This is a genomic window from Shewanella sp. 10N.286.52.C2 (genome assembly GCF_002874545.1).
Classification (GTDB): domain Bacteria; phylum Pseudomonadota; class Gammaproteobacteria; order Enterobacterales; family Shewanellaceae; genus Shewanella.
The window spans coordinates 23,335-36,407 of the sequence record NZ_MCTV01000031.1 but is presented as its reverse complement, the minus strand read 5'-3'; the positions used below and the strand labels follow the sequence as shown (position 1 = coordinate 36,407).

14 protein-coding genes are annotated in these 13,073 nt (G+C 43.8%); 6 read left to right on the top strand and 8 right to left on the bottom strand.

Annotation, left to right across the window (positions count from 1 at the left end):
* Positions 1 to 11 precede the first annotated feature (11 nt).
* From BCU94_RS11660 to BCU94_RS11650, 3 genes are read left to right on the top strand one after another with little or no spacing between them, the layout of a single operon-like run.
* Positions 12 to 689, top strand: coding sequence for a response regulator transcription factor (locus BCU94_RS11660; protein ID WP_102476468.1), 678 nt, complete (start codon positions 12 to 14; stop codon positions 687 to 689).
* Between the two features lie 49 nt (positions 690 to 738).
* On the top strand, positions 739 to 1,995 hold the full coding sequence (locus BCU94_RS11655) for a HAMP domain-containing sensor histidine kinase (RefSeq protein ID WP_102476467.1): 1,257 nt from the start codon (positions 739 to 741) through the stop codon (positions 1,993 to 1,995).
* 60 nt (positions 1,996 to 2,055) lie between these two features.
* A complete protein-coding gene (locus BCU94_RS11650) occupies positions 2,056 to 2,736 on the top strand; it encodes a TIGR01621 family pseudouridine synthase (protein ID WP_102476466.1) in 681 nt (226 codons plus the stop codon).
* Positions 2,737 to 2,783: 47 nt separating this feature from the next.
* Here BCU94_RS11650 and BCU94_RS11645 read toward each other — a convergent pair whose 3' ends face one another.
* Positions 2,784 to 3,980 (bottom strand): GGDEF domain-containing protein, encoded by a 1,197-nt coding sequence (locus BCU94_RS11645; protein ID WP_102476465.1) that lies wholly within the window; start codon positions 3,978 to 3,980, stop codon positions 2,784 to 2,786.
* A gap of 139 nt (positions 3,981 to 4,119) precedes the next feature.
* Between BCU94_RS11645 and BCU94_RS11640 the strand changes: the two genes are divergently transcribed.
* Both BCU94_RS11640 and BCU94_RS11635 read left to right on the top strand, forming a co-directional pair.
* Positions 4,120 to 4,287 (top strand): YqaE/Pmp3 family membrane protein, encoded by a 168-nt coding sequence (locus BCU94_RS11640; RefSeq protein WP_076541354.1) that lies wholly within the window; start codon positions 4,120 to 4,122, stop codon positions 4,285 to 4,287.
* 139 nt (positions 4,288 to 4,426) lie between these two features.
* Positions 4,427 to 4,648, top strand: a complete 222-nt coding sequence (locus tag BCU94_RS11635) for a DUF2986 domain-containing protein (RefSeq protein ID WP_102436005.1) — start codon at positions 4,427 to 4,429, stop codon at positions 4,646 to 4,648.
* A 71-nt stretch (positions 4,649 to 4,719) separates the two neighbouring features.
* Here the strand turns inward: BCU94_RS11635 and BCU94_RS11630 are convergent, their stop codons facing one another.
* The 3 genes from BCU94_RS11630 to moeA all read right to left on the bottom strand — a co-directional run bounded on the left by BCU94_RS11630 (position 4,720) and on the right by moeA (position 7,192).
* Positions 4,720 to 5,052, bottom strand: a complete 333-nt coding sequence (locus BCU94_RS11630) for a DUF333 domain-containing protein (protein ID WP_102436007.1) — start codon at positions 5,050 to 5,052, stop codon at positions 4,720 to 4,722.
* Positions 5,053 to 5,129: 77 nt separating this feature from the next.
* The gene (gene moeB, locus BCU94_RS11625) at positions 5,130 to 5,900 is read right to left on the bottom strand and encodes a molybdopterin-synthase adenylyltransferase MoeB (RefSeq protein ID WP_102476464.1); all 771 of its coding nucleotides are present in this window, start codon (positions 5,898 to 5,900) and stop codon (positions 5,130 to 5,132) included.
* A gap of 38 nt (positions 5,901 to 5,938) precedes the next feature.
* Entirely contained in the window at positions 5,939 to 7,192 is a 1,254-nt protein-coding gene (gene moeA, locus BCU94_RS11620; RefSeq protein WP_102476463.1) for a molybdopterin molybdotransferase MoeA, read from the bottom strand.
* Between the two features lie 137 nt (positions 7,193 to 7,329).
* Between moeA and BCU94_RS11615 the strand changes: the two genes are divergently transcribed.
* Positions 7,330 to 7,686, top strand: a complete 357-nt coding sequence (locus tag BCU94_RS11615) for a GIY-YIG nuclease family protein (RefSeq protein ID WP_102476462.1) — start codon at positions 7,330 to 7,332, stop codon at positions 7,684 to 7,686.
* Between the two features lie 71 nt (positions 7,687 to 7,757).
* Here BCU94_RS11615 and BCU94_RS11610 read toward each other — a convergent pair whose 3' ends face one another.
* From BCU94_RS11610 to hslR, 4 genes are all read right to left on the bottom strand, one after another.
* Positions 7,758 to 9,626 carry a M14 family metallopeptidase gene (locus tag BCU94_RS11610; RefSeq protein WP_102476461.1) on the bottom strand — a complete coding sequence of 623 codons (1,869 nt, stop codon included), beginning with the start codon at positions 9,624 to 9,626 and terminating at the stop codon, positions 7,758 to 7,760.
* A 197-nt stretch (positions 9,627 to 9,823) separates the two neighbouring features.
* Complete coding sequence (locus tag BCU94_RS11605; RefSeq protein WP_102476460.1) at positions 9,824 to 11,365, bottom strand: phosphoenolpyruvate carboxykinase; 1,542 nt, start codon at positions 11,363 to 11,365, stop codon at positions 9,824 to 9,826.
* Between the two features lie 299 nt (positions 11,366 to 11,664).
* Complete coding sequence (hslO, locus tag BCU94_RS11600) at positions 11,665 to 12,525, bottom strand: Hsp33 family molecular chaperone HslO (protein ID WP_076541343.1); 861 nt, start codon at positions 12,523 to 12,525, stop codon at positions 11,665 to 11,667.
* Positions 12,526 to 12,558: 33 nt separating this feature from the next.
* Positions 12,559 to 12,957 carry a ribosome-associated heat shock protein Hsp15 gene (gene hslR, locus BCU94_RS11595; protein ID WP_102436019.1) on the bottom strand — a complete coding sequence of 133 codons (399 nt, stop codon included), beginning with the start codon at positions 12,955 to 12,957 and terminating at the stop codon, positions 12,559 to 12,561.
* Positions 12,958 to 13,073 lie beyond the last annotated feature (116 nt).

Here is a 13,073-nt window from a genome sequence, read left to right as displayed (position 1 = left end):
GGAACAGCACTATGCGAGTATTAATCGTTGAAGATGACGCAACAACATTACAGTATGTTGCAGAGGGTTTTACGGCTCAAGAATATCAAGTAGATACGGCAACCAACGGCCATGATGGCCTGTATAAAGCCAAAAATAATGATTTCGATATTATTATTCTAGATCGAATGCTACCCCAAATTGATGGGTTAACACTGCTAACGGCATTACGTAAAAATGGTAATGAAACCCCAGTGTTAATCTTGTCAGCATTAAGTCATGTGGATGAGCGTGTAAAAGGCTTACGTGCTGGTGGCGATGATTATATGACTAAGCCTTTTGCGTTTGCAGAGTTGCAAGTGCGAGCTGAAAAGTTAATTCAACGCAATGCGCCTGCTTCAAATAGTACCGATCTTGAAGTCGGTAATTTGAAAATGGAGCTACTCACGCGCAAAGTGACCTTAGATGATCATGAACTTATGCTGCAACCTAAAGAGTTTCAATTACTCAAATATCTGATGGAGCATCCTAATAAAGTGATTAGCCGTACGCTATTATTTGAAGCTGTTTGGGATTATCATTTTGACCCTCGTACCAATGTGATTGATGTACATATCGCTAAGCTGCGTCGTAAGTTTGAAGAGTTAGGTCACCCAGAAATTATCGAAACCGTTCGAGGGGCTGGTTATCGCCTCTGTAAAGGGAATTAAACCCTACCAAAGTAGTGCTTGGCGGATCACGCTAATATTTTCTACTTTGGTGACCTTGTTAATTGTACTGCTGGTATCGGGTTTATACCGGCAGCTAGTCATGGAACAAGAAAGCCAAGTTGAGCAGCATCTCGCGACTGAAATGCAGCGCTACAAGCAATTAGCCCTCACTGTGGACCGTCGTAGTTTTGCGGCGCAAATTCGCGCGGCTGATCCCAAAACCGCGTTAATTGCTTGGCGTAATAATGTCGACATGGTTGGTGCCTTAAGTTTTGTACCTGACAACATGCCATTATTGCCTGAAACCCGCGATTTCCCCATTCTCACTGGCGGACCAGATAAACTGCATATTTTGACCGGAGGATTGGTGTTAACCAATTACGGTCCCGTGCTTATCGCCACCCGTACTGATAACTTAGCTGCATTGATTGATAAATTTGTTAATGCGGCCTTTTGGATGGTGGCGCTGACATTAGCAATGACCTTAGCCGTTGGTTTTATTTTCTCTAAAGCCATCTTACGGCGCTTAGTTCAATACAATCTATTGAGTCAGAAAATTGAGCAAGGACAATACGATACCCGTTTTCCTGTCAGTCATAATCAAGATGAATTTGATATGCTCGCAGGACAGTTTAATCGGGTATTAGATACCTTAGAGCACAACTTAATGTCAGTACGCGGGGTGACCGATAATATCGCCCATGACTTACGTACGCCGCTTTCGCATTTGCGCATAGGTATCGAGCAGTTACCGCAAAAACCGGCCGAGCAGGTACCTGAGCTCACCGCTATGTTGCTTGAAGAGTTAGATCATTGCTTAGCAACCTTTGATGCCATGTTGTCGTTAACGCGCATTGAAGAAGGCCAGCAGACCCTTGATATGCAGCCGGTCAGCTTGCAGCAGCTTTGCCAAGATTTATATGAAATGGCAGAAGTGGTGGCCGAGTCTAAACAGCAAACTCTTAATTTGGTGATTGAAAAAGATGTCACTATTTCAGGGGATAAATATTTGCTATTCCAAGCATTGTTTAACCTAGTGGATAACGCCATTAAGTACGCCCCCGAAGATGCCGAAATTAGTATTGTGCAACAAGGTCGGCGGATCCAAATTATTGATAATGGCCCCGGAATTAGCGCCGAAGATAAAGAACGAGTGTTTGAGCGTTTAGTGCGCTTAGATCCTAGTCGTCACCACCAAGGCACAGGCTTAGGCTTGTCGATGGTCAAAGCGATTTTATCTCGCCACCGTGCCAGCATTGAATTATTAGATAATGATCCTGGTTTGATTGTCGATATTCATTTCTAATATTCACTTTCAGTATTCGATGTTATTTCGCATCAGTTATTCTTTAATAGAAGCCCATTTATGTATCAGCTAGTTGAGCAACATCCCGACTTTATTATCATTAATAAATCTGCAGGGGTTCATTTTCACAGTCAAGATGGTAAAGCCGGCGTAGTGGCTCAAGTTGAGGCTGATTTAGGGATTAAATTATATGCGGTACACCGCTTAGATACGCCAACTTCAGGCTTATTGATTTTGGCAAAATCTTCAGCCGCGGCTGCTATATTCACCGAGATGTTTAGCGCTCATAAGATCCAAAAATATTATTTGGCCATTGCTAAAGGTAAGCCGAAAAAGAAACAAGGTTGGGTGATTGGCGATATGGCTAAGTCGCGTCGCAGTATGTATAAGTTATTACGTTCTACTGAGAACCCCGCTATCACGCAGTTTTTTTCCCATTCAATTGCCGCTGGGACTCGGTTATATTTACTAAAACCACTGAGTGGTAAAACCCATCAATTACGGGTCGCGTTAGCCAGTCTAGCGGTACCGATTTTAGGGGATAGCCTTTATGGCGGAGAGGCATCAGATAGATGCTACCTGCATGCAATGGCGCTGCAGTTTGAATATAAAGCTACGCAGTACCAATTTATTCAATGGCCCCATTTAGGTGAGCAATTCAAACTGGCAGCAGTCACTCAGCAGCTAGCAAATGAATGGCAAAGTCCCAATGATTTACCATGGCCTGCGCCAGTAAAGTAAACGTGCTCAGAGTCATCACGCTTGCAGTAAAATGGATTTGTTAGCGGTTAAATTGAATCGCTTTGTAAGCGCATTAGGTTGGCTGATTTAACACAATTGCGACCACTGTTTTTTGCTTGATACATGGCTTTGTCGGCCAGTCCTAATAACGCTTCGGCATCGACGCCTTCTTTCATGGTGACACAGCCGATACTGGCTTCAATGGATATGGTGTTACCGTGCCAGTCCAGTTGAATTTGAGCTAATTTATGCTGCAGTTTGCTTGCCACTTGTAGCACGTTATCTTCATCGGTTAAGGGTAAGATCAGCACAAACTCTTCGCCGCCAAAGCGGCATAAATAGTCTAATTTTCGGGTCGCTGAGCTCAATTGTTGCGTCACCGCTTTAAGCACTTCATCACCAGCCACATGACCATAATTATCGTTTATATCTTTAAAGCGATCTAAATCAATCACCATCACACTGAAGCTAACCTTATCCCTTAACCAGCGTTGATGTTCAGTATTGAGTTTATGTTGCAGGGCATTACGGTTCCATAATCCGGTGAGGGCATCCTTGTTGGCGAGAGTTCTAATCTTTACGACTAGGCGATTGATAGTGTTACCAATAATAAGAATATTCACGATCAAAATAAGTGCGATATAGGTCCATAAAATAGGGATAGATTCTTTGGCATTAAAGGCGGCGTAATTGGCTACTTTTTCTGGATAGAGCATCAAAATGAACGCTCTGATAAAAAACATGAATCCAATAGCAACAATGGGGATGACTAACCAATAAGTTGCAAAAGCAGTAAAGTTAGCTTTCAACGCGACATAGTGATCTTTGGCGAGCATAAAAAATAGTGTGGCGGCACTAAAGGATAAAATAATCATCAAGTACGCAGAGCTAGAGGCTTGTGGTTTAGCCAATAGCATTAACCCGCCAGTGATAAACAGCAGCATTAAATCATTGCGATGGCTAGAGGTCAGGTGATACAGCCGTTGTGCGCCCCAGCGTAATAAACAAAAGCCAATCAGGATGAACATATCAGCGACTAGCCAATGTAAGTAGCTGGGTTCATCTGTGCGCTGAATGTAAAGCTGCATGCCGACAAGGATAGAAAAATTAGCCAATGCAAAGCGTGAGCTGGCACTGGGCGCGACCTTCATTGGTACGACCATGATGATCCAAGCGACAGTTGCTGCAATACAAAGCACGCAAATAACTTGAATTAACACTAAGCTACTACTATTTTCTATCATTAAGCCTTCAAAAATTTATAAATATTTCAATATGAAATTGTAGGTAAAATAATCATAATGATATTTAGCGACTTTCACAATTGGTTATTATTTTTACACTAGTTAGCTTTTACTGTTGATAAAAAGGACACTGAAACTTATGGACGCAAACAAAATTCTTCTGATTATACTGGCAATTTTATTACCACCGGTGGCGGTTTTCTTGAAAAAAGGGGTCGGTAAAGACTTACTGATCAACATCATTTTATGCTTATTATTCTTCCTTCCAGGTGTGCTACATGCGATTTGGGTGGTGATACAAGATTAATTAATCTTAAAATCTAAATACCAATTTTGATGATTCAAAATTGGTATTTTTAACAGTTCAATTGTAAAATCGCCCTCCATTTGAATATCTGCAGTAAAAATATTGAATTTTTTCGGCGTAACAGTAACGAGAGTATGCAATGAATCGTCGTAAAAAAATCAACTCAACCCTGAAAGCGAAAGCCAAAAAAGCCAATGCTAAAAAAGCTGGCAGTAACAAACCGGCCTACATTGCTAAAGCCGATAGAATTAAACTTGATGAAGCTGCAGTCACTGAGGTTGCAGTCACTGAAGTTGCAGCGGTGAAACCTGATAGTGCAGTTTTACAAAGTGACTTGGTAACGGCTACCACTACAAGCTAATCCGTTTTATCACGCTGATACTTATAATTTTAGGCGCTAGCCAATTCAATTGCGCTTAGCGTTCAGTGCCACTACGATTTTTGATGGTCGCGTCTAAATAATTCCCAAGACTCCACTACTTCACCGTCGGGTAAAGTGCACAGTAAGATATCGCCATTGATGTGAGCTATGGTCGCTAAACTGCCGTCTAGCTTAAGGCAGTAATCGGCAGCAGGATTAGTTTGGTGTAACGGGGTTATATCGTCACCTGAGCAGGCCGAGAGAAGGGTAACGCTACAGCCTAAGCACAGTGTTTGCATTGGCCTTAAGTGGCAGTAAAATTCTTGAGACGAGCTTGGTGTAAATCCAGTTATCTGGCGCAGTTGTTGAATGCTTAGATGCAGTTGTTGAAGAAGAGCTGACATAACAGAGTTCCTGTTTATAAAGCCGTTTTATCTCTTCTTCAACTATAGACAAGTTTGCCTTGTTAGGTGAATTACTTCTATTGCCCACAAACGGGGCAGTGAATTTGCTTCGGTAGTTTCATTTCTCGAAACTCCATGGTCATGGCATCAATCATTAGAATGCGGCCATTAAGCCCTTGGCCCATACCGCTAATGGCCTTAATGGCTTCAGTGGCTTGAATACAACCCACTAAACCCACGACAGGAGCTAATATTCCTGATTCAACACAGGTTAGCTGCTGCTCACCAAACAGACTGCTGTAGCATTGATAGCAAGGCGACTGCGACTGATAATCAAATACCGTCACCGTGCCTTCCATACGAATAGCTGCCGCTGAAATAAAGCTGACTTTATGCTTAAAGCAGCTGCGGTTAAGTTGCTCGCGAACTAATACATTATCAGTGCAATCCAGCACCAGCATATGTGTTGATACTAACTGCTCAATGGCAGCTTCATCCAGAAACTGATTAATGGTATTGATGTAAATAAGTGGATTGAGTTGCTGTAATGTTTGCTTCGCAGAATCAACTTTTGCTTGGCCGATATTTTCATCATGATGCAGTACTTGGCGCTGCAAATTTGATAACTCCACGGTATCAAAATCCACTATGGTCATTTCACCCACACCTGCCACTGCCAGATATTGGGTTACAGTGCAGCCTAAACCGCCAGCGCCTATGACTAAGACTTTGGCTTGTTTAAGTTTCTCTTGGCCTTCGATATCCATGGCTTTAATGGATATTTGGCGGCTATAACGCAGCATTTCATTATCGGTAAGAATATCGTCAGTTAACATGTCATTGCTCATTAAGCTGCTAGCCCCTTGCTGTCGGTCATTATTAATCCTTAGCAAAGTACGCTGTTAAAGGGTTCAACTTCGACTGTGCTACCCGCTGCAACATCGCCTTGAAATTGCGCTAAGTTAATAAAGCAATTCGCTAGGCTCATTGAGGTCAACATGCCAGAGCCTTGACCGCCAGTGGTGGAAACAACTAACTCGCCATTGTCATCACGGCTAAGCACCCCACGCTGGTATTCGGCGCGGCCCGGCTGTTTACGGATAGGGCTTGAAAGTGTCGCTGTTACGATGACAGGTGCTTTAGGGGTTAAGCCCTGCATTTTGTTGATAATAGGCCAAACAAGCTTGTAGAACGTCACCATTGATGACACAGGGTTACCCGGTAAACCGCAGAATACCGCTTTACCTAATTTACCAAAGGCAAACGGTTTACCCGGTTTAATGGCCAAGCGCCAAAAGGTGATTTCACCTTCTTCAGACAAAATTTGTTTGGTGTAATCCGCATCACCCACTGAAACCCCGCCAGAGGTGAGCACGATATCAGCTTGCTCTGCTGCTTCTCTGAATGCACCTCGAATAGCTTCTTTGTCATCTTCGATGACACCTAGGTCAATCCATTCCACGTTTGCTTGGGTTAATAAGCCTTTAATTGAGTAGCGATTAGAGTCATAAATTTGCCCAGGGGCGAGATCGCTACCAACAGGTCTTAATTCGTCACCCGTTGAGAAAAAGGCGACTTTAAGCTTACGTTTTACTCTGACTTGGCTAATACCGATAGTGGCCAGTACGCCCATCTCTGCGGCGCGAATTTGAATGCCACTTTTTAACACATTGGTACCAGCAAGCAACTCTTCGCCGCGGTAGCGCACGTTAGCGCCTTTCGCTTTGGGCGCTTCAATACTAATGATGTCAGCATTGGTGGTAGTTTTTTCTTGCATCTGCACTGTGTCATAACCAGCAGGTACCGGCGCGCCGGTCATTATCCTGATACAAGTATTGGCTTGAGGCGTCCCTTTAAAAGGGTGACCCGCAAATGAGGTGCCGATAAGGGTCAGTTCAGTCGATGCTGCGCTGAGGTTTAAATCTTCAAAACGAAAAGCAAAGCCATCCATTGATGAATTATCAAAGGGAGGCAAATCAATACAAGAAGCTAAATTCTCAGATAATACTCGCCCAACTGCATCATTTAAGCTGACCATTTCATTGTCTTGGGTGGCATTAACTTGCGCTAATAACGCTTCGATAGCCTCCTGTGGCGGCATTAAATCGGGTTGTGCGCAGGCATCTGGTTGCTTTGACATCGTTGCTTCCTCACATGGCTATTGCCATATACTGATTGCACTTAGCGAGTGCTAAGATGATAAGATTTATGTTTGATTCTGCATTATGCCATGCTGGCAGCAGATAACTATGATCAGACCGAAGGTTTTTTATATCGATGCCGACCCAAAACCAACAAACTGCCAGTGACTGCAATAATAGTCTAATGACCACATCGAAAAAGCCAGCAATCGTGGCATCTGCTTGGTTTTTATATATGGTCAAATGCCATAACGGTCACTTGTACACTGGGGTTACCACAGATGTTAGTCGCCGTTTTGCTGAGCATCAAGCTGGTGGCGTAAAAGCGGCTAAATTCTTAAAAGGAAAAGGGCCACTCACACTGGTATATCAAGAGTCACAGCCTGATAGAAGTCGTGCATTGAAGCGGGAAATAGCGGTAAAGAAGTTAACGCGTAGGCAAAAGTTAGCCATGATTGCGAGTTATGAAAACGCGCAAGCTAAAGCCACTTAACAGGCGCTTATGGCGTATTAAGTGGCAATGTTTGCTGCTGCAGCTGGTTATCGTTAGCTTTAGAATTTGAGTTAGTGAGATCTCAGTACTGGATACTTCAAGTATTGCTCATCGTAATAGGGGCTACGTTGATAAAACCAGCGCAGTCTGGCTTTCGGATCTGCAGCAAAGGCTTCATCCTCTAACGCTTTTTCAAATTCTAGTTTCAAATTATCGTCTTCAGCCAGCATTTTGGCCGCTAATGGCTCGACAGCATAGTCTTCAATGTATTCTGTGCGGGTAAAGATACTATTGAAAAACCCCCATTGAAAAAACGAATCTGCAGATTGAGGTTCTAGCAGTAAAATGGCTAAATCACCCAGAGGTTGGTTAGTGGCAATTTGAATGGTACCTGCAGGTAAAGTGGTTGTTATTTTAACTTTAGTGCTGCTGGCTTTAACCCGTTGACGACCTTCATAATCTACCGCGTTAAATTCAGGCTGACTAAATTGGTATTGCGCCGCCTTGATGGTTTTAGGTTTTTCTAAGCTAGTCATTCTTACGCCATGTATGGCTAAGCGCTCAATCACTTGCTGCCACTGGGCGGGAACATAATAGAATTTAGGCCGTTGAGTGATGATATCGGCTTCAGTGTTACCCATTAGCGGTAAGTTAGGGTATAGCTTTGGCTGGCCATTCCATCTGACCACATTTGTGCCACTAATGTCACTTTGCTCAACGCTGTAGTCAATGCCTTTAAAATCCCAACCTTGGGGTTGTTTGACGCTTTGCCAAGTTAACGCAAGCTGCTGCGGGGTGCGGTACTTATCTTCATAAATTGCCGCTGTTAATTTAGTGCCATGCTCGGCAACCGTTTTAAGGGTTTGCTCAAGCATCACGTAGGTACCAAGCACCCGTTGTTTAAAGGGTTTTAAGCTGTGGTTTTCAATTAAAATGGTCGGTAAATGGCGCGCATCACCGTAACCATTTGAAAAGCGTGGGCTTGGATTCCAGTAAGACAGCCCTTTAGACATATCGGTATTATCAATGGCAAACACTAACCCGCCAGGGACATGACCTTGCTTGGTCAGCGCCGCTTCAACTTCAGGGCGATAATAGTTTTCTAGCCAATCAAAACTTGCTGGGCTATAGCCTTGTTTGACGTTGTAACCAAAGGTGACATCGTATTGGTAGTCGATGCCGTCAGTCACATGGACATCAATGTACAAGTCGGGTTGCCACAAATTGATGGCACGGATCATATGCTGTAATTCAAGGGTATCTAACTTGGCGTAATCACGGTTTAAATTAAGGTTTCTGGCGTTGGTGCGCCAGCCCATATTAACTGGCCCTCGCTGATTAACCCGATTAAACTCATCACTGCGCTCATGACCATCGACACTTAAAATGGGCACAAACAACAGATTTACCTTATCCAGTAAGGCTTTTTTGTCGCCATGGCTAATGTCACGTAGCAACATCATGCCGGCATCTTTGCCATCAATCTCGCCAGAATGGATCCCCGCCTGTACCAGGACTGTGGGTTTATTATTGCCGCTAAGCTCTTTAGCAGTGGCAGCCCCTTCTTCCGATGCGACCAGCATCCAAATATCACGGCCTTGGGGGCTTTTACCGATGGAGACTTGTTGCAGTAAATCACTGCTGTCGGCCAGCTTGGTGAGCCATTGCTGGGTATCATTGTAATTAGGGCTGCTAATTAAACCGTTTTGCTCAAAAGGGGTCGCCCATGGTGCATTTTTTGATTGAATTAATGCTTTACTGGCGCCTTGCCAGCTGGCAATTGGCGGTAAAATAGGGTCGTTTACAAAGGTGTTATTAACGCTAGGGCTGGCAGTTATTATTTTTTCCGAATGCTTACTAAGGTTTTCAGTGGCGAATGCATTGCTATTGAGCAGCAAGAATGAATTAATCACCAGAGTGGCAATGATGGCGCGGCGCATAGATATCCCTATGATATATCCAAAGTTTATTGTGTCATCTTAAATTAATTCTCTATGGAGGCAATAGCAGATTGATACTGATTAAAGGAAAGTAAATTACGCCATTAAAAAAGCCGCAACTGGGGATTTGCGGCTTTTTGATTAGGCTTCAACTTGGTAGCGCCGTGATGACAAGTTAATATGTCATCGGCTCAACACTAGCTATTAGGGCCAGCATTTTTAATCTCATCAGACACGTCATACTTAGCAAAGTTTGCGGTGAACTCTTCGGCGAGTTGCTGAGCAAATTTGGCATATTCAGCTTTATCTGCCCAAGTGTTTACTGGGTTCAATAATGCAGTTTCAACCCCTGATACCGCGACAGGCACCTTAAGGTTAAGTTTATCAATATGCATGGTTTCAACGTCTTTAAGCTCGCCGCTGACAATGGCATCGACAATCGCGCGGGTCGTAGGGATGTCAAAACGCTTACCAACACCGTGAGGTCCACCAGTCCAGCCAGTATTAACCAAGTAAACTTGGCTGCCAAATGATTCAATGCGCTTCATCAATAGTTCAGCATAAACCCCTGCTGGACGTGGGAAGAATGGTGCGCCAAAGCATGTTGAGAAGGTCGATTGAATGGCTGCGGTCGAGCCCATTTCAGTTGAGCCGACTTTGGCGGTATAACCTGACAAGAAGTGATAAGCCGCTTGCTCTTTGGTTAACACAGACACTGGCGGTAATACCCCAGATACGTCACAGGTTAAAAACACCACCGAGTTAGGCTCAGCGCCACGATTTTCTTCAACGCGCTGGCCAATATGCTCTAACGGATAAGCAGCACGGCTGTTTTCAGTCAAGCTAGTATCTGTGTAATCAGGAGTGCGAGAGTCATCTAACACCACGTTTTCAAGTACGGTGCCAAAGCGAATCGCATCCCAAATAACCGGCTCATTTTTTTGACTTAAGTCGATACATTTAGCGTAGCAGCCGCCTTCAATATTAAATACCCCGCCCGGTGCCCAGCCATGTTCATCATCGCCAATTAAAAAGCGCTTAGGATCGGCTGAAAGGGTGGTTTTCCCTGTGCCTGATAAGCCAAAAAATAAAGTAGTGTCACCTTTAGCGCCCACGTTAGCGGAGCAATGCATTGGCAATACCCCTTTTGCTGGCAATAAGAAGTTTTGCACCGAGAACATCGACTTTTTCATTTCGCCGGCGTATTTAAGTCCTGCAAGCAGTACCTTTTTGGCGGCAAAGTTAATCATCACTACGGCATCGGAGTGGGTGCCGTCACGGGCAGGATCGCAAACAAAATCAGGTGCATTGATAATTTGCCATACTGCTTTATCGCCACGGTTAAAGCTTTCTGGGGTGATAAATAGATTACGGGCGAATACCTGATGCCAAGCATATTCTGTAGTAACACGAACCGGAAGGTAGTGCTCATCAGAGGCACCAACTTCAAGCTCAGAAACAAAAAGCTCTTTATCAGCAAGGTAGGCTTCAACACGGCCCCAAAGTGCATCAAAGGTATCGGCAGCGATACCTTTGTTGACTGAGCCCCAGTCGATTTCATCTTGGGTGTTGGCTTCTTGAACAATAAAGCGGTCGTTGGGAGAGCGACCTGTTCTTGCGCCGGTTTTTGCTACCAGTGCGCCATTGGCGGTTAATGTCCCTTCATTACGTTGTAAAGCAAGTTCAATTAACTCAGCGCTAGTAAGGTTAAGGTGTACGCTGTTGGTTTCATCTGTCATCGAGTGGTTCTCCGTCATAAGTAGGTCGTTTATCGGTCTATGGCGCCGATTTTTTTGTTTAGGATGACTTACGTTAGCTTGCTTAAGTTTGGCTTAGGTGCGGCTGAATTAAGGTTCGGTTGAACACTAAATTAGCGATCCCTATGCAATTTAATAATAACGCAATAACGGCACGGAGGAGTAACAGTTTGGTAACTTTTTTGTAATTAGTGGCATTTTTTAAGTTGAAAGGGGGATTTTTAGCGATAAAAAAAGCGCCTTAGGCGCTTTTTTTGAAAGTTTACTTGAGGAGGTAACAGTTATTGCTGCTTGTCTGCACTCATGTTACCAGCAAAGATTGCCGCAATATCGATACTGTCAAAGTTGTAAACTGCAGGACAATATTCACAGTCCATTTCAATTTTACCCTCTTCAGCGAGTATGGCTTCAACTTCTGCTTGCTCTAAGGTCGCCAGCGCTTTAGCGCTACGCTCTTTAGAGCAACTGCACTTAAAGGTGACATCGATAGGATCAAATAAGCGCACTTCTTCTTGATGGTATAAACGATGTAACACTTCTTCTGCGGTTAAGCCAAATAGCTCTTCTGACTTGATAGTATGAGTCAGCGCAGATAAGTGTTCGAACTCTTCGTTTTCTTTGTTTTCAGTCGGTAATACCTGTAACAACATACCGGCAGCTTGTTTACCGTCAGCAAATAAACGGATCACTGTGGGTAGCTGCTCAGATTGATTGAAGTATTCTTCTAAACAGGCGGCTAAATCAGCATGCTCAAGAGACACAATACCTTGGTAGCGTTCACCTTCATCAGGGGTTAGGGTAATCACCATAATACCTTGGCCAAACAGCTCCGCCAGTGAAGCGTCATCTGCTAACTCACCTTTCCAGCGGGCTATGCCGCGTAAGGCCTGTAAGTTGCTGCCATTGATAACTGCTAAAGATACTGGGCCATCACCTTGCAATTGCACACTGATGTCGCCAGTAAATTTAATGGTGGCTGTCAACAATGACGTTGCCGCCATTAATTGGCCGATGATGTGCTGTAATGCAACAGGGTAATCATGGGCGGCTAAAATTTCTTGGTAGCTGTTTTCCAGTTGTACCATTTCACCACGGACTTCGGCATTATCGAATAAGTAGCGATGTAATAGATCTTTGCTCATGTGGTCTCTCAATTTGTTGTGCCGTTAAAAAGTTTATAACTCTTTAAAGCGTTTAAGTTGTCGACGTTGCTTTTTATCCGGCTTAGTTTCAGGCGCCGGATTATTTAAGATATTTAATCTTCTGGCTTCAGCATTAAACTCGCGTTTTTTGATGCTTTCAGCCGTTTCTTGATATAGCGTTTGCGCTATAGCAGCCCCTTGTCGATGTTCAGACAATTGAGCAATAATTATTTCCCTATCATCGTGCCCTTGGCGAAGTCGCACTGTTGCACCGACTTCTGCTAGTTTGCTCGATTTGGCTCTTTGGCCGTTATAGTGAACTTTGCCACCATTGATCATGTCTTTTGCTAGCGAGCGAGTTTTATAAAAACGTGCTGCCCATAACCATTTATCTAACCTTACTGACATAGTATTAACTTGAGCTATGCTCATTAAGCCCCCTCAAAAGTGGTATGAGTTCACAAGGTTGACATTTTTCACATGTAAAATGGAGGCAAGAGCCTAAATAGTGGCATTTCTCACAGCCTTTTTAAGCGCGCAAATGTAGC